12 protein-coding genes are annotated in these 16,902 nt (G+C 45.4%); 3 read left to right on the top strand and 9 right to left on the bottom strand.

Annotated features, from left to right (window positions below; genetic code table 11):
* Positions 1–7 precede the first annotated feature (7 nt).
* Positions 8–2,347: a TonB-dependent receptor gene (locus ACXAGV_RS08245; RefSeq protein WP_474872829.1), complete on the bottom strand. Its 2,340-nt coding sequence runs from the start codon at positions 2,345–2,347 to the stop codon at positions 8–10.
* Between the two features lie 156 nt (positions 2,348–2,503).
* On the opposite strand from ACXAGV_RS08245, the gene ACXAGV_RS08240 reads away from it, so the two are divergent.
* Entirely contained in the window at positions 2,504–2,914 is a 411-nt protein-coding gene (locus ACXAGV_RS08240; protein ID WP_474872828.1) for a hypothetical protein, read from the top strand.
* Between the two features lie 140 nt (positions 2,915–3,054).
* Here the strand turns inward: ACXAGV_RS08240 and ACXAGV_RS08235 are convergent, their stop codons facing one another.
* Entirely contained in the window at positions 3,055–3,519 is a 465-nt protein-coding gene (locus ACXAGV_RS08235; protein WP_474872827.1) for an EVE domain-containing protein, read from the bottom strand.
* Between the two features lie 228 nt (positions 3,520–3,747).
* Between ACXAGV_RS08235 and ACXAGV_RS08230 the strand changes: the two genes are divergently transcribed.
* Positions 3,748–6,102 (top strand): YgiQ family radical SAM protein, encoded by a 2,355-nt coding sequence (locus tag ACXAGV_RS08230; RefSeq protein WP_474872826.1) that lies wholly within the window; start codon positions 3,748–3,750, stop codon positions 6,100–6,102.
* A gap of 141 nt (positions 6,103–6,243) precedes the next feature.
* Here ACXAGV_RS08230 and ACXAGV_RS08225 read toward each other — a convergent pair whose 3' ends face one another.
* From ACXAGV_RS08225 to ACXAGV_RS08215, 3 genes are all read right to left on the bottom strand, one after another.
* Positions 6,244–6,666: a hypothetical protein gene (locus ACXAGV_RS08225; protein WP_474872825.1), complete on the bottom strand. Its 423-nt coding sequence runs from the start codon at positions 6,664–6,666 to the stop codon at positions 6,244–6,246.
* Entirely contained in the window at positions 6,666–8,318 is a 1,653-nt protein-coding gene (locus ACXAGV_RS08220; protein WP_474872824.1) for a S41 family peptidase, read from the bottom strand. Before ACXAGV_RS08220 ends, ACXAGV_RS08225 begins: the two co-directional genes overlap by 1 nt.
* A 276-nt stretch (positions 8,319–8,594) precedes the next feature.
* On the bottom strand, positions 8,595–9,671 hold the full coding sequence (locus ACXAGV_RS08215; protein ID WP_474872823.1) for an SMP-30/gluconolactonase/LRE family protein: 1,077 nt from the start codon (positions 9,669–9,671) through the stop codon (positions 8,595–8,597).
* A gap of 226 nt (positions 9,672–9,897) precedes the next feature.
* Between ACXAGV_RS08215 and ACXAGV_RS08210 the strand changes: the two genes are divergently transcribed.
* Positions 9,898–10,476, top strand: a complete 579-nt coding sequence (locus tag ACXAGV_RS08210; protein WP_474872822.1) for a demethoxyubiquinone hydroxylase family protein — start codon at positions 9,898–9,900, stop codon at positions 10,474–10,476.
* 310 nt (positions 10,477–10,786) lie between these two features.
* On the opposite strand, the gene ACXAGV_RS08205 is transcribed toward ACXAGV_RS08210, so the two are convergent.
* From ACXAGV_RS08205 to ahpF, 4 genes are all read right to left on the bottom strand, one after another.
* The gene (locus ACXAGV_RS08205) at positions 10,787–12,280 is read right to left on the bottom strand and encodes a PepSY-associated TM helix domain-containing protein (RefSeq protein ID WP_474872821.1); all 1,494 of its coding nucleotides are present in this window, start codon (positions 12,278–12,280) and stop codon (positions 10,787–10,789) included.
* A gap of 10 nt (positions 12,281–12,290) precedes the next feature.
* Positions 12,291–12,827: a hypothetical protein gene (locus ACXAGV_RS08200; protein ID WP_474872820.1), complete on the bottom strand. Its 537-nt coding sequence runs from the start codon at positions 12,825–12,827 to the stop codon at positions 12,291–12,293.
* A 9-nt stretch (positions 12,828–12,836) separates the two neighbouring features.
* A complete protein-coding gene (locus ACXAGV_RS08195; RefSeq protein ID WP_474872819.1) occupies positions 12,837–14,999 on the bottom strand; it encodes a TonB-dependent siderophore receptor in 2,163 nt (720 codons plus the stop codon).
* A gap of 285 nt (positions 15,000–15,284) precedes the next feature.
* Positions 15,285–16,874, bottom strand: a complete 1,590-nt coding sequence (ahpF, locus tag ACXAGV_RS08190; RefSeq protein WP_474872818.1) for an alkyl hydroperoxide reductase subunit F — start codon at positions 16,872–16,874, stop codon at positions 15,285–15,287.
* Positions 16,875–16,902 lie beyond the last annotated feature (28 nt).

Genomic DNA, 16,902 nt, shown 5'->3' with positions numbered 1-16,902 from the left:
TTAGCGCTTAAAACGCGTATTGCATGGTAACTTGAGCGTGACGGGGCACGTTTGGCATAACAAGCGTTGCGCCGAAATATCCACCTTCAAACAGCGGCTGCCAATTTTCTTCATCAGTCACGTTAATTACATCTAAGCGTACACGCAGATCGTCGCTAACTTGGTAATCAGCATTTAAGTCTATGGTGTACTGGTCGCGAATATGCACGGTTTGTAAAAAGTCTAGCGGGAAAGACTTGGTGTATAAAGCACTCGCACCAAGCTGAACATCATCAGTTACCTGCCAGCCAGCATTAATAGATGCTATTTGCGGTGGAATACCTTGTACTCGGCTGTTCGATGCTGGGAACGCCGCAAACGACGGCGAGCCTACTCCCGTGCCTTCAATAATATCCGGGCGACTGTTATCAAAAGCGTCGATCACCTGAGCCGTGCCTTGAAACGCTGCAGAGTCATCGAAGCGAGCGTCTAAATAACTGTAGGCAGCATTGACCCATACATCGTCGCCTTGGTAAAACATTTGCAACTCAAACCCTTTGGTTTTCACGCCGCTATTGCTGCCATCGCGATTGCGTAAGCTACGGGTTTGTTCGAACACTGCCGCTTCAGCATACCATTTGCTGTTTGGCGCGTATTTTACCCCTGCTTCATACAGAGTATTTTCGGTAGCAAAATTAAGCGGGTTAATTTCATTATTACCGCCCAATACTGTGCCCCCCGCCATGCTGTTTGACGTGGCATCGTTTTCGGAAAACGCTGCATATAAGTTGATGTCGCCAGTGAGTTTGTATACCGCGCTTAATTGATAGCTGCTTAACGTATCGCTATACGAATCTGAAGCTGCTTCAACGCCGACCGGCGATAAAGGGTCACGGGCTTCAACATCGTAATAATCTACTCTAACGCCGGCAATGGTTGAGAACTTATCTGTCCATGTAGAGCGTTGCTGAAGTGCCAACCCTGTTTGCCACGATGTGGAATCAGTGGTGTCTGACAAGTTAAAATCGCCGTTGCCATCACCATCCAGATCATATTGCGCGCCCGGAGATACGAATACACCCGGACGCAGCTCGACTAAACGTGCTTTTTGCGCGTCGGTAAGAGGTATCACACGGTTAGAGATAGGCCCGGTTAAATCAATCGGATTGTCGGCCTCAGTAGTAAACTGGCTATAGCCCAGCACATCGTTATAGCGAAGCGCTAAACCTACGGTAGTAAGTTGGCTATCGTTCCACTGGTAATCCACTTCAGTGCGGTTTTCAAACGTGTCAGCGCCGTCAATAATCTCTACAAAGCTATTTTGCGCAATTTCTTCCCGTTCAAGATATTGGTAATAAGTAATGTTGCGAAGCGCCACGTTATCCGACACTTTGTATTCTACATTGCTTCGAATAACCGTGGTTTCAGCACCGTTAATGTCGTCAGGATTAGTAAATACGCGGCTACGAGGAATAACCACTTCACCGGTAGGTGAAATAATGGCTCCAGCCCCCGGTACTGTACTGCCATTAGGCTGAGTGCCTTGCCCTGTAATATAAACACCATTGTCGATAAGGTCTTGGGTTGGGCGGTTGATACCTGCGTTATCTGGATAGTCTGTGTCATAATATTCCGCGCTGATATCCCATGTGAGCGCGTCGCTCGGTGTATAGCGATATGCAACAAATAGGTTTGTACTATCGCGCTCAGCAAAGTCATAGAAGCTGCCATGGTCTAGGTACTCTGCACTAAAGCGAATGCCGCTTTTCCCTTCTTCTATTGCTGTGCCGTAGTCCACTTGGGCTGAATACTGATCCCAACGCCCGGCGCGAAGGGTAACTTTACCCTTGCTTTCTGTGGTAGGCGCGACCTTGGTTTGAAGGTTTACAAAGCCGCCATTGCGCTGCGTACTACCAAACAACACCGGCGATGGCCCTTTCACTACGTCAATTTGCTCTACGCTATTAAAAGATAACGGCAAGCCAAAACCGTTATTACCAGCCTGACGACGCACACCGTCTTGAAAGAGTTCACCTAGCTGCCCGCGAATACTTGGCAAACTAGGTGTACCGAAGCCGCTAGAGGCGTAGGCATTTGGAGCTGCTTTTACAATGTCGTGAAGATCATTAATGTTAAGTGCTTCAATCGCTTCTGCTGACAATGACGTTACCGCACGAGGGGTTTCTGCTGCGCTTAAACCACTACCAAATAACCCTTTTAGCGTATTGTCGCCGGGGTTGAGCGTGTTTAAGTTTTCTTGATTGCCTGTTACTTCTACCACTTCTATATCTGCCACTTGTTGGGCAGCTAACGACTGACTTATGGCAAGTGCGAGTGTGCTAACGGCTAGGCCGATTATTCTTTTCATTAACGATTCCGTAATTTTATTTATTATTCGACTAGACCGATACGTGTCACAAAAAATTTCAGTACATTTAATTTTTAAAAAACATGAAATTAGTTGAAATTTTTATTTTGAACGGTCGTTCTTGTATGCTTGCACTATTATACTTTTGGAGCATGTATGCAAAACAGCACTAATATTCAAAACCGACTTCAGTGGTCGTTACTTTCTCTTCGCGTAACTATTTTTATCGTTATGTTCGTATGGACACTCGATAAGTTTATTAACCCCGCACACGGCATGGCTATTTTTGAAAAATTCTATGGCATTGGTGGCGTTCCTGAAGTCGCCGTATACGTTATGGGCGCACTACAACTCTCGCTAGTTTTAGCTTTCTTAGCCGGGCTTGCTAAAAAATACACCTACGGTCTTATTTTTATTCTTCACGGTGGGTCTACCCTTTCTGCCTTCCCACAGTACCTAGATGCCTTTAATCACCTGCTGTTTTTTGCTGCATGGCCAATGTGGGGCGCGTGCTTTGCACTTTTCCTATTGCGCGATGCTGACACCAAGTTTGCCTTTGGCAAGTAACGGCTTTTCGATGGGTAAACACGCTAGATACAACCGCTAGATGCACTGTATGATAAAAGTTAGATCGCATAGCCATGGCCCTTGTATTTATCTTAAGCGAGCTAACAAGGCATGACTGCTACGCATTTTTAGCATTTAACTTATTGTTTGGCAGCAGCATACAGTTGCTGCCATTCAGCTTCTTCTACCGGCATGATTGACAATCTTCCACCTTTTTTAACCAATGACAGTTCGGTAATACCGTCCATAGCTTTAATCACTGAAAGCGGCAGAACGCTTGAAAACTTTTCTACAAACTTGACATCCACACGATACCAACGGGGGTTATCCTGATTAGATTTAGGGTCGTAGTATTTTGACTCAGGGTTAAACTGCGTGGTATCCGGATAGCCGTCTTTCACCACTTCGGCAACGCCCGCGATGCCGACCTGCTTGCAGCTTGAATGATAGATAAATACTTTATCACCCAGCTTTACGCCATCACGTAGAAAGTTACGTGCTTGGTAGTTTCTTACGCCATCCCACGGTTCAGTTTGGTCAGGACGGCTTGCCAAATCGTCAATAGAAAATGCATCAGGTTCTGTTTTAAATAGCCAATACGCCATGTTTTTATTCATTCTCTTAATGTTTGCACACTTACTAAAGCGTATATAAATAAGCATACGCTGCACGTGCTCTATAATCTTTTAAACTAACATCAGTATACAAAGCGCTTTTATTTAATGACAGTGCTATACCTTAGCTTGGCTAAGACTGCTATAATTACGCACTTAATCTGAGCTCGCCCCTATTTTGAGTTCAGCAATTCCCTGATTTATCTAGATGTGATTACTATGCAAGCCACCATTAAGGCCGACCGCGGTCTGTTTTCTTACCCTAAATATTGGCCACACTGCCTGGGTACTGCGCCTTTTCTTCCTATGTCAAAAGAGGAAATGGATGCCCTTGGCTGGGACAGTTGTGACGTTATTTTGGTAACTGGCGATGCGTATGTCGATCACCCTAGTTTCGGCATGGCGGTTATTGGTCGAGTGCTTGAAGCCCATGGTTTTCGTGTTGGCATTATTTCTCAGCCAGATTGGAAGAGTAAAGACGACTTCATGAAGTTGGGTAAGCCCAACCTGTATTTTGGCGTAACAGCCGGAAACATGGACTCCATGATCAACCGCTATACGTCTGACAAAAAGCTGCGTCACGACGATGCCTACACGCCAGGCAATGTAGGTGGCAAGCGCCCGGACCGTGCGGTAACTGTTTATGCACAGCGCTGCCGCGAAGCCTTCAAAGGCGTACCTGTGATTGCGGGCGGCATTGAAGCAAGCTTGCGTCGTATTGCGCACTACGATTACTGGAGCGAAAAAGTACGCCGCTCAGTACTGTTCGACTCTAAAGCCGACATGCTGTTTTTCGGTAACGCAGAGCGCCCCCTTGTTGAAGTAACCCACCGCTTAGCGGCAGGTGAAGATATTGCCGATTTGCGCGATATTCGCGGTACTGCAATCATCGTTAAAGAAGCCTTACCTGAATGGCAAGGTGTCGACTCTACCTCTCTTGATAGGCCCGGTAAAATTGATGCCATTCCAAGCCCTTATCAAATGGAGCCCGAGTGCGACTCGCAGGATAAAGACACTAAAAGCAGTGAAGCACCAGAGGCTGCGCCTATCGTCATTCAACCGGCGCAGAAAGAAAAAGAAAAGCGTAAGCCTTGGGAGAAGGTGTACGTTAAGCTACCTGCGTATGAAACGGTAAAAGACAACAAGGTGTTATACGCGCACACCTCGCGTATTTTGCACCAAGAGACCAATCCAGGTTGCGCTCGTGCACTTATGCAGCGCCACGGTGACAGACACATTTGGATTAACCCACCCGCCATGCCTCTTGAGACTGAAGAGATGGATGCGGTGTTTGACCTTCCATATCAGCGTGTGCCTCACCCAGTGTATGGCGATGCCAAAATACCTGCATACGATATGATCCGCTTTAGCATTAACATTATGCGGGGGTGCTACGGTGGCTGTACCTTTTGCTCTATTACCGAGCATGAAGGCCGTATTATTCAAAGCCGTTCAGAAGACTCTATTATTCGCGAGATTGAGCAAATTCGCGATACGGTACCTGGCTTTACCGGCGTAATTTCAGATTTAGGCGGTCCAACGGCGAACATGTATCGCCTTCGTTGTAAGAGCCCTAAAGCAGAAGCTACATGTCGCCGTCCTTCCTGCGTGTACCCTAGCATTTGTGCACATATGGATACGGACCATAAGCCCACGATTGACTTATACCGCCGTGCTCGCGAACTGCCTGGTATTAAAAAGATTTTGATTGCGTCAGGCGTGCGTTATGACTTAGCGGTAGAAGACCCAGAGTACGTAAAAGAGCTAGCCCTTCACCATGTAGGCGGCTATTTAAAAATTGCGCCAGAGCACACCGAAGACGGCCCGCTTTCGAAAATGATGAAACCGGGCATGGGCAGTTACTACCGTTTTAAAGAGCTATTCGATAAGTACTCACAAGAAGCGGGCAAAAAACAGTACCTTATTCCTTATTTTATTGCATCGCACCCGGGTACCACCGACGAAGACATGCTAAGCCTTGCGATATGGCTTAAAGAAAACAAATTTAAGCTGGATCAGGTACAAAATTTTTATCCGTCGCCAATGGCAACGGCCACCACTATGTACCACACAGAGGTGAATTCACTTCGCAAAGTGACGAAAGAAAGTGAAGAGGTGCCATCTGCAAAAGGTGAAATTCATCGCAGACTACATAAGGCTATGTTGCGTTATCACGACCCGAAAAACTTTGCGCAAATTCGCGAAGCCCTTACGCGTATGGGACGTGAAGACTTAATAGGCCGAGGCCCTCAACACCTTGTTCCGCCAGAAACGGCAGATGAAAAACGCCAAAAAGCGCAAAAAGGCCGTCGTGGCGAACGCGCGCTTACCAAACATACCGGGCTTCCACCGACGTTTCAGGGTAAAAACGGAAAAGGCAAAAACCGAGACGGTAGCGCGGTATATAAAAACCGTCGTAATACAAACGGTAATAAACAAAGCAGTGGTAACAGGCAAGAGCAAGCCAGCGGCACCACCGCCAATCGAAATTCCGGTAAGGCTTCTAAGGCGAATAATGGCGGCGGCAACAATCGTGGTCGCTCTCAAAAACAACCAAGTATGCATAAACGTTAAGATACAAAACGCTAAAAATAAAAACGCCCGATACTTTTAAACATCGGGCGATATTTTTACGATTTTTAACAATTGCACTGCGGTATTTCAGCCAAATATTTATGTAACTGAGATATATGTACCCAAGCTAAACGTTTACGTTCAGTCGTGATTTGGGTAGCACTCCACATTTTCAAGTTTAGCAAGCTCACCAGTTTGATCATTTCGCAGCAGGCACTGCTTGCCATCACTTAATAACGTAAAACTGTACACAGGGTTGTCATGCCTTCCTTCAACCGGTAAACCTCTGCTGTCTACCTTCTCTTTCCGTTCAATTGTAATGCTTGAAGTGCTACTAAACACATTATCAGCAACAGTGATGGATATACCGCCGAACCATTTACTGATGGTATTTTCAATAGTTTGCTTTTGGTTTGCACTCGTGCTGTTAGTGATTGCTTTATGCAACTCAGCCTCCTTGGTTGCGGTACAGCCAGTTGCCGATGATAGCGCTATAGCAAGGGCTGCAGCTGTCGGCCCTTTGCTTTTACTTTTACCTTTGCCTCTACCGAATAGAGCCATCATTATTGTTCCTTGATAACGGGCTGATTAATCTTGTTATGTAGTACAAAGTTCTCTTTGCGCGTTTCGGGTGTGTCGATAGGTATAAGTTTTTCACCCACTAGCGCGCTTTGATTACCGCGCAGAGCACTTACATCAGCCGTGCCGTTGCCCGATACCACTTCAGGGCATGCGCCTGTGGCTGCAAATTCTAGTGCTGCAGACAACATACCTTCATTTGGGTCGCCTAAACTAGCGGTGAAGTCATCTTCAACTTCACACCCTGGCAGTTCAAAATCAAAGTTTGGAGTACTGGTTGGCATAAAGCCGTCGGCATAATCACCAAAGCCTTTATCATTCACGCCTTGGAACTGAATAGTAAAGTAAGTTTCACCACAGTTGTCTGTAGGATAGAAACCATAAGGCTTACCGCACGTTGTAGAGCCAATTTGTACCACCTCTACATCTATGCCGCGAAGCGCGTTCATTACAGCTTCACTCGCTGAACAGGTTGCATCTGTTGAAATTACGTATACACGCGTTAGTGAAAGGCTTGGCAATAAGGTATCAGTAAGCACGCCTTCGTTATAATCGATAACGTTGCTGTAAAATGGCGTAGGACTGATACTCTGACCCGTTACTGGATTAGTCGTTGGGTTCTTGTCGTTAAATCGCAGTGTCTCAAACGTGGCGTTATTGGTTTGACTTGGACCCGCTACCATGTAAGAAAGCTGTGAAGCTAACGCCAATCGGCCACCGCCGTTGTAACGTAAGTCCATGACTAATTCGGTTACATTCGCTTCGACAAAAGTATCAAACGCATCAATGAGCCCTTCTTGCGCAGTAACAATAAAGCTATTGAATTGAAAATAGCCTAGTTTACCGTTTTCCGTATCCAGTACCTTTACATTTTGCACTGGCGTTACACTGATATCATTTGACGTTATATCTACTGCTAGCATGGTGCCGTCAACCAGTTCAAAACCAAAGTTTGTGGTCGTACCGGCATCATCAGGAAATAATCCATCGTTGATAGCATCCACGCCTTGCTGGGTATTATCATCAACAAAATCAACGCCGTTGATACTCACCACCTTGGCGCCGCGCGGCACGTTTGCCAACGCTGCAGGTGAACCGGGTTCGGTGTACCGTACGGTTAACTCTCTTGGCACTGTTGTTGAGCCGAATTCCCAGCTAAAACCAAAGCCCGATGATATTCCGGACTGAGATAACTCGTTGTATTCAGCGGTGTCTTGTGAAAAATGGAAATTGTCTTTTGGCGTGCCGCTTGGCGTTAATTCGTTTGTTTTTAGTTGAGCGAAGTACGCCAATACTGAAAAATTTTCTGGGTCGTTATCATCGACTTCGTCGTACCATAGGTACGTATCGTTGGTCCAAGAACGCAGCCAGAGTTTTTCGTCCATTGCGGTGCCTTGGGTGTCTGGATAGCTACTTCCCGTGAAAGGGTCTATACCACTCCTTGGTGTTTCACATTTGGCGATGAACTCAGATTGCGGCTCGTAGACTCCGGCTTCCCATATAGGGTCAGGCGTTACTGGCGTTGGAGGCGTAGTCACTACCGGAGAGGAATTAGATGAACCACCACCGCCCCCACAGCCTGCTAATAGAGAAATCGTCACCGCTAATGCAACTGAAGAATACACATACGCTTTCATAGTTCTAACATGTCCTTATCGTGAATGGCTAGCCAAAGCCTACAGCTTAATACTTAAACAATAGCATAGCCGATAATGTCATATCCTTATAAACCTAACTATATAACAAAAGTTTAAAATATCTCTAATTGTAAAATGTAAGTGCTTTAAATTGAGGGCATCCACTAACCCTTTTGTTAGTCTGCTAAGCTACCTTAAAATAGAGCATTATTACTTTTTCAGGATACGCGCTTTTTCTTGAAGCTTTGAAGTAGACCAGCTACGACGAAATAACCATCAGTGCTGCTGCACCGGCAAAAGCCCAACGCTCTTAGCCGTGAGACTGCTAATAAAAAGCCCCTCATCAGTTTTAATCGCGCCTGTCACAAAGGGGAAAGCGCCGGTAGGGTCTTGCCAACTTTGTGCTATCTCACCTTTTTCGCTTAATTCTATAAGGTGCCCATAAGACTGCCCTTGAGGACGCATAAAGCCAGGAAGGCGCTGTATCATTTTTCGAATAAATGGTTTATCAGACAGCATATCGACAGGGGCTGAGCGCGGCGACGCAAGGCCAATATAGTAGCTGCCATTATCTGCACGGCTGATGTTATCTGGAAAGCCTGGCAAGTTATCAATAAGCACGTCGACTTGCCCTTTACTTGGCCCCTTAAGCCAATAACGCAGCACACGGTATTTTCCGGTTTCGTTAACCAGTATCGATTGCTCATCGTGACTAACTGCCACACCGTTCGCGAATACCAACTTATCCATGAGTATTACACTATTGCCAGTGTCGGGGTTGTACTCAATTAACCTGCCATTACCCTGGTGTTCGAATATCTCTAGCAAGCTAGCATTAAGGGTACCCCCAAAGTCTTGTGCCGGAAATTTAGTGGTCGCGTCGGTAAAATAGATGTTGCCGCTTTGAGCAATATCTACATCATCGGCATAAACAACAGGTGTATTGTTTACCTTATCAACCAGCACAGAGACCTTGCCCGCTGAATTTATTTTAAGTAACCCAAGGTGGGCGTCAGCGACAACAAGGTTGCCTTTATTGTCATATTCAATGCCTAAGGGGCGACCGCCCGTATTTACCCAAGGGGAAAAAGTATCCTCGCCTCTCTTCTTCAAAAGAATAGCGCCAGAATGACTCGATGTTGCTAACGTCCCATTTTGGTTCAAGGCAAAATCTTCTGGCCCATAGTCATTGCCCATGTTAACGAGCGTTAACTGAGATAGTCGTGTGTTTTTTGCAAATTTTCCTCCAAAACCCTTATCGACAGGTGCATGCCAAGCAACTGGCGCTATTGGTAAAGGCCACAATAGTAGGTAAAGGATAATGGATATAGCTATGGACCACATTACTTTCATTAGAATTTTGCCTTTTTAAAACGCTTCCCATTTACAGGCGTTCAGTTTTTTCACCATACCAAGCAAAGTTTCAACACTCCCCTTTCGTTTTTGAATAGTCAACTATTACTCATGCCCTATTCCAAACCTTTTACTCGACATCGCTTTTTATGCATTACAAATTCGTAAAGTCGCATCTATAAATAACTTTCGCGCGTTTCATAATAAAATGCAGTAGAGGTACATCATGTCATTTTATTCAAGAACACTCGAAGCTTCGTACGCCAAGCAGATAGACAGAGAACTAAGAGCAAGTCACGCTGGAGAAACTGGCGCGGTATGGATATATAGAGGCGCTCTATGTGCTGAATTTATTCTGAGTTTGTTTAAGATAGTGCGTTCAACAAGCGAAACTACGCGCTTTATCTATCAGCACTTGAAAACTGAAAAGCAACACATCGAGATTTTCGAAACTGAAATGCCACGTTTCAGAGAGAGCTTTATTCTTCCTCTTTGGATTGGGGCTGGATTTATGACAGGCTTTATTCCTCGCTTGTTGGGCAAAAATTGGTTTTTTTATACCATTTACTGTGTTGAACAATTTGTCGATACCCATTATGAAAAACAGTGTAGCCAACTGGTGATGCAGCCTAACCCGCCTTCGAACGTCATCGACAGGTTTAAGCGATGCCAGATGGACGAGCAGCACCACAGAGACGAGGCAGAATCCTTAATGGCCGCAAAAGCATCGCTACCTATGAAAATGTGGGGGCGCTTGGTAAAAGCAGGCTCATCGACGGCGGTTTCCATTGCGAAGATCGTTTAAGCGAGTTACTGACGTATTACATATGTAATACAGATACCATACATGGCGCATCGCGGAAGTATGAATGGGCAAAAAAAGTAGAGTTAGACCGCCAAAACCTTGCGATATCTGCGGTAAAGTGGAGGACATACAGTATAGAGTACAAACCAGCGATAGTGAGCGCTGGTTGATTGTATGTAAAACATGCCAGGAACAGGCAGCGAATAGCGCGGTTTATCTCTACGGGGGCACGTGGAAAAGGAAAAAGCGCAATTAACGCCTAACCGCTTCTATGGTTAGGCGCTACCAAAGCGCTCAATATTTTGTACTTCTAAATACGCGCCTCTTCTATACTATTACCTTGGCTCACCCGCGCATTACTATCGTTCCCATCATTCTTCGCTTCTGCTCGATTAGCACTAACGCGTTTTATTAACGTGCGTGCACGGTATAAGCTCCAAATGACATAGCCTGCCATAGGAATATTTAGTTGTAGCGAAGAAATAGTGAATGCAGCACTGCCGTGAACAGCAACGTAAGCAATAAGTAAAACTAGTACGCTTAGCCCCGAAATTAGTAACCAGACTGGCTTAGTTAAGGGTTTTATTGCTACCGTCATTGCAGTATTAAGCACCACCAACCCCCAAAATACTGCAATGAGTGAACCTGCAAAGAACATATCAACCACCGCGGTTAAGGCTAACGCACTGACACTTCCCCAGACTATGCTATACCAAAGCCGACTAGCCAAAGGTGGGTGTGCTTTTTTAGACAGCCAAATTTCCATTCCAGAAACGCAAAGCATAGTTAGCATTACGCCAAGAATAAAAAACAACCATTTACTGGTCATGCCGGCAAAGTCGCCGAAATGTAATCGATACATGGCCCAGAATATTTGCTTACCCCACTCTCCATCTTCGTAACCAGCGTCACCAATGTAATTGCCCGCTGTATCGAAACGGTAGCCTTCAGCGTAAATCATCCTGTTTGGCGCTTTAGCATATATCTCAATAAACTGCTCTGGCTCGCCGACCTCGTGTACCGTTAAAAAAATTGGCGACTTTTCAGGCGCTAGCGTTTCCATTTGGGCAAATGCCTTTCCAATAGCAGGTTTACCTTCTTGTGGGGCGATGACCGGGTCTGGCGTGAAAATTTGGTTTATTACCGCATCTCTATCACCGCCATAGTTCACGGTGGCAACTAACACTAAAATAATACCGGCCAAACCAAAGTAAGTTCCCGTAATGCCGATGACTAAATGAAACGGCGCTGCCCACAGACCAAAGCGGTTGTGCAAATCAATTTGTGCTTGCTGACCATTGCCGCCTCTTCTGATTTTAAATGCATCTTTTGAGATCCTTTTATGAGCGATGATACCTGTAATAACCAAGGTGCAAATAATGGCACCTAAGGCACTGACTAAAATCATTCCCCAGCTATGCGGCAAGTTTAAATACAAATGCAAGTCCACCAGCATTTGGGTGAAAGACACGCTTTCTTCTTCAAGTAAATTACCTTCGCTATCCGCAAAATACGCTACATGGTCGTTTTCAACCACCAACCGTGGAATATCGGATGTAGGAAACACAACAAAGAGATGGTGAGACTCTTCGGTATGTTTAGCTAGGAAGCTATCCATAGCTTTTTCAATCGCCTGCGGAGAAACATTCTCCATCTCTTCAATATGAGGTTGCTCCCACCTTTCGAACTCTAGGTGGAATACGGCAACCGTTCCTGAAAGGCATACTAAAAAAAGCAGTACACTTAAAAAAACACCAACCCAAGTATGTGCGTTTAATGCATTTTGTTTTGTTATTTTATCCATCGATATTCACCTACATGGGGAAGAAGATAAGAATTGGTACGCATAGCGCGGCCAAACCTGCGTAAGCACCAATTACTTTAAATTTGTGGGCGGTGGCAAGGTAGTGATAAACGAAAAGCCCCCACAAAATTGGCAGTAGAACCGTACCCGTAGCTAACTGCCCTGCGATAGAAAATGGAAGCAGCGCGCATACACCGAGCGTTATTAGAACGCTGACCACCAATAGAACAACCAGTACCACTAAATAGTTTGCAACATTTGCCAATACAGTACCTCTTGCAAAGTCAAAGCTTCGCGGCTGAGGTACGTTTTTAGGCTGAGGTAAATGCGTTTGGTTAAACGCAATAAAAGGCCACACTAAAATGGAAGGGATACACAGCGCATACAGCACGCCAAACTCCCACCCCTGAGCATAAGACCAGCACACTGCCGCAACTAGCCATACTACAAGACCCAAATAAAGATACGTTGACGCTTGAGCGCGCCAACTTTTATAAATAACACCTAAGGCTGCAAGTGTTATACCACCCGCTGCAACTGAAAGCATGATAAATCCTTAAAACGAATAGGTTAGCGACGCGTTAACTGTTCTGCGCACACCAGGGAAACAGTCACCTCTGAATAAGCAAGACGTGAGATATTTTTTATCGGTCACATTTCTTACATTCAGCTGCAAATTTAAATTATCTGCCAGCTCGTACGACACCATCAGGTCACCAAGGGTGTAGCTAGGCGTGTCGTATCTGATGGCACCATTATCAGAAACTGATCCTCCCACGTAGCGAATACCAGCTCCTACCGTCAGCGCTTCAAGCTCAAGTGGAGAATAATTTACCCACAACGACGCATTGCTGTCAGGCTGTGCTGACAACGAAAAACCGTTAGGATCTTCTGCATCCAAGACCGACGCCGCAAATTGCGCTGTTATCTGGCCAAAGTCTACGCGCCCTTCTAGCTCAATCCCTTCAATGGTCGTTACGCCTTGCTGTTGCGCCGCTTCGTCTGGTAATCCGTTAGGATTAGGAAGGTTTGAAACTTCAATATCGTAATACGCCAGCGTGATAAAACCAGGAACTGACGAGAGTTCATACTTAATCCCTGCCTCGTATTGACGGCCTTCTTCTGGCTTAAGCTGGTTGTTATTGTTATCAAGTCCCACAACCGTCTCGAACGACTCAGCGTAACTAAGGTAAGGAGAAAGGCCGTTATCGAAACGATACAAAATTCCAGCTGAGTATGATGTTTGCGTGTCATCCTGCTCAGTTACGCCTGTATCATTGTCAACGCGGTCGTGACGTAGGCCCAGCGTTACCCGCCAGTTTTCGTAGGAAATTTGGTCAGACAGGTATAGCCCCGTGTCCGCGACTGTCTGTTCAGGCGCATCGTTATAGATTGTGTCGAAAATGGCTTGCTCTGGTGCGCCCGTGTACTGAGGGTTGGCCAAGTCCAGAATGTACCTAAAATCACCTTGTAATACCCCACCACCAGCATAGTAAGCAGAGTTGGCGTCAGTCTTAACATGTTGATATTGTACACCCGCTAATAATTCGTGTTCGAAAGCGCCTGTTACAAAGCCCTTGTTTACACGAACATCAAAAGCGTGTTGATTGAATGTATTGTCTGCTTGATAAAACGTTCTCGGCACAAAGGTATCGGTAGGCGCGACCGGTGCCCCTACAAAAGCGTTTAGATAGCGAGTACCGCCAGTAAAAGTGGGCCACGCTTGGTGGTAGTCTGCCTCACCATCTCGCCATAAAGCAGTAAATGAAAGTGACGTTGTATCGTTAATCAAGTGCTCGGCAAGCAAGGTAACTTGGTTCGACTTAGTATCAAATTTATTAAACCCTGGTTCACCTGCGTAAACATCTTGGTCGGGTAAATAAGTGCCGTCAGCCAAAGGCAATAATGTGCCTTCCACAGGAATAAACTGCGCCGCTGTATCGCTATCAGTATCTTGGAATAACCCGATAAGCGTTAGTGTTGTATCGTCAGAAGGCATCAAGGAAAGTGACGGCATGAATACTTGGGTGTCATCGCTAACATAATCAACCTGAGAGTCAGCATTACGATATATACCAACAAAACGCCCCATCCACTTATCATCTTCAGACAGGCTGCCGTTTACATCCACCCCAACTTGCGCGCGGTCGAAGTTTCCGTAGGACAACACCACTTCGCTTCCTTTGCCTAACGTCGGCGTTTTTGACACATAGTTCATTATGCCACCGGGAGAGCCCTGGCCGTAAAGTACAGAGGCTGGCCCTTTTAGCAACTCAACCTGTTCCATTGTATAAATTTCTGCCCGCGTAGAATTATAACTGCCAAACAACTCTTGAATTGAGTCGCGATAGCGCGGAATACTTAATCCTCTGGAAGAAATTGAATCGACTCGAGTGGCGTATCCGTAAGACTCCCCCGTCACACCCGCCATATAAGTGGCGGACTGAGAAAGATTTAATACACCCTTTTGCTTTAAATCTAATGCGGTTTCAATGGAAATTGTTCGGGCGAGTTCAACAATGGGTGTATTTGTTTTTGTTGCGCCAAACGGAGAACGCATGCCCACTACTTCAATCTTTTCTATTGCATTCGCTTCTGCTTTTTCCGCTGTTGCCTCTCGCTTATCTATAGCTAGGCCAGCGCCACTTTCATCTTCCTGAGCATGTGCGTGAGACATTAATATAGCCGTTACTGCCAAACTTAGTAATTTTTTATTCATGTTGAGTATTGTCTGTTAGTTATTTGCGCTCACTAATCGCCTATCGCTGAAAAGGAGTGATCTATGAGCCGCATTATGCTTTCGTCTAATTTAACAAACTTTTACGCTAATGATAACCAGTATCATTAACATTTGCATGATTAAAAGCGTAGACAATACATCGCAGTCCTTGAGACTTAATTAAAAGTACAAGGGCCTCACTGGCATTTTTATTTAGGGCAACAAAAAAGCCGAACTAACATAGTTAGTCCGGCTTTACTCTTACAATTATAGACAGGCTATTTGTTAAGCTGCTTCGCTTTCTTTATCTGATTCAACTACTTCGTGACTTAGTAAATATTCAAATGCAGCGAGCGATGCTTTTGCGCCCTCTCCCATCGAAATAACAATTTGCTTATACGGCACTGTTGTTACGTCTCCGGCTGCAAAAATACCTGACTCAGAAGTATGGCACTTAGTATCAACAATAATTTCGCCATACTGCGTCATGTCTACCGTGCCTTTCATAAACTGACTGTTAGGTACCAGTCCAATTTGAACGAATACACCTGCAAGTTCGCGAGTGTGCACTTCGTTAGTTGAGCGGTCTTGGTATTCAATTGCGTTCACTTTGCCATTTTCGGCAGTAATTTGGCGGGTTGCCGCATTCTTGATAATGGTAATGTTATCGCGCTTTTCGGCTTGATCGATAAGTACCTTATCCGCTTTTAGTTCTGGCATAAATTCAAATACTGTCACCGATTTTACGATGCCTGCAAGGTCAAGTGCCGCTTCAATACCTGAGTTACCACCACCAATGACCGCTACGTCTTTACCTTTAAAGAAAGGGCCGTCGCAGTGTGGGCAGTATGCTACGCCATTACCGATATTCTCTTTTTCGCCTGGCACGCCAAGTTCTCTCCAGCGCGCACCTGTCGCCACAATAACTGTGCGTGTGCGGATTTGTTCGCCAGAAGAAAGCGTAATGGTTTTAATATTGCCTTTCTCAATGCTATCGACGCGTACATGCTCTTTTAGCGTAATATCGTAATCGCGTACGTGCTCCATCAAATTACCAACAAGCTCAGGGCCCGTTGTTTTAGGTACTGAAATAAGGTTTTCGATACCCATAGTATCTTTAACTTGACCGCCAAAAGTTTCAGCAACAATGGCAACTTTAAGGCCTTTACGGGCACTGTAAATCGCCGATGCAACACCTGCTGGACCACCACCTATAACTGTTACGTCTTGAAGTGGTAACGCATCGCCTTTGTTTGCTTCTTTAAGGCTAGGGTCGCGTTCAATTAGCTTGTTGATAAGCACAGAGGCATCAACTTTGCCATTCGCAAATAGCTCGCCATTAAGGTATACGCTAGGAACACCTTGGATGTCGCGCTCTTGAATTAGATTTTGATATAACCCGCCGTCGATCATTTCGGTCTTGATGTTAGGATTAATCAATGCAAATTGATTAAGTGCCTGTACGACTTCAGGGCAGTTGTGACAGCTTAAGCTAATGAACACTTCAAAATTAAGTGGTTCATTCACCGCTTTCACCATCGACTTAACGCTTTCGTCTAGCTTAAGTTCAGTGCCTGCTGCGTGCAGAATAGCAAGTACAAGAGAATTAAACTCATGGCCACCCGGGATTCCTGAGAAACGAATTCCAGTATCTTCACCGTCAGCTTCCAATAAAAAGGTGATAGCGCTGCGTAGTTCACCATTTGTGTCACGCTCTTCTACGTTTAATTTTTCGCTTACTGAAGCAATGTCGGACAGAAACGTCACAAGCTCTTCACGCTTGCTATGTTCACCGGTCTGTACGACAAAGGTTACGTTTTTCTGCATTGACTCTGCATATGATTTCAATGCTTGTAAAATTTCTTTAGTTAACACGGTTATTCTGCCTTGTTTTCGACACGCC

This window comes from Alteromonas sp. ABH4_453 (assembly GCF_056160665.1).
This window is presented reverse-complemented; position numbering and strand designations above follow the sequence as displayed.

Excerpts from the sequence above, each read along its gene's own strand:
- ACXAGV_RS08245 (WP_474872829.1), bottom strand. The coding sequence starts at position 2,347 with ATGAAAAGAATAATCGGCCTAGCCGTTAGCACACTCGCACTTGCCATA.
- ACXAGV_RS08240 (WP_474872828.1), top strand. The coding sequence starts at position 2,504 with ATGCAAAACAGCACTAATATTCAAAACCGACTTCAGTGGTCGTTACTT.
- ACXAGV_RS08235 (WP_474872827.1), bottom strand. The coding sequence starts at position 3,519 with ATGGCGTATTGGCTATTTAAAACAGAACCTGATGCATTTTCTATTGAC.
- ACXAGV_RS08230 (WP_474872826.1), top strand. The coding sequence starts at position 3,748 with ATGCAAGCCACCATTAAGGCCGACCGCGGTCTGTTTTCTTACCCTAAA.
- ACXAGV_RS08225 (WP_474872825.1), bottom strand. The coding sequence starts at position 6,666 with ATGATGGCTCTATTCGGTAGAGGCAAAGGTAAAAGTAAAAGCAAAGGG.
- ACXAGV_RS08220 (WP_474872824.1), bottom strand. The coding sequence starts at position 8,318 with ATGAAAGCGTATGTGTATTCTTCAGTTGCATTAGCGGTGACGATTTCT.
- ACXAGV_RS08215 (WP_474872823.1), bottom strand. The coding sequence starts at position 9,671 with ATGAAAGTAATGTGGTCCATAGCTATATCCATTATCCTTTACCTACTA.
- ACXAGV_RS08210 (WP_474872822.1), top strand. The coding sequence starts at position 9,898 with ATGTCATTTTATTCAAGAACACTCGAAGCTTCGTACGCCAAGCAGATA.
- ACXAGV_RS08205 (WP_474872821.1), bottom strand. The coding sequence starts at position 12,280 with ATGGATAAAATAACAAAACAAAATGCATTAAACGCACATACTTGGGTT.
- ACXAGV_RS08200 (WP_474872820.1), bottom strand. The coding sequence starts at position 12,827 with ATGCTTTCAGTTGCAGCGGGTGGTATAACACTTGCAGCCTTAGGTGTT.
- ACXAGV_RS08195 (WP_474872819.1), bottom strand. The coding sequence starts at position 14,999 with ATGAATAAAAAATTACTAAGTTTGGCAGTAACGGCTATATTAATGTCT.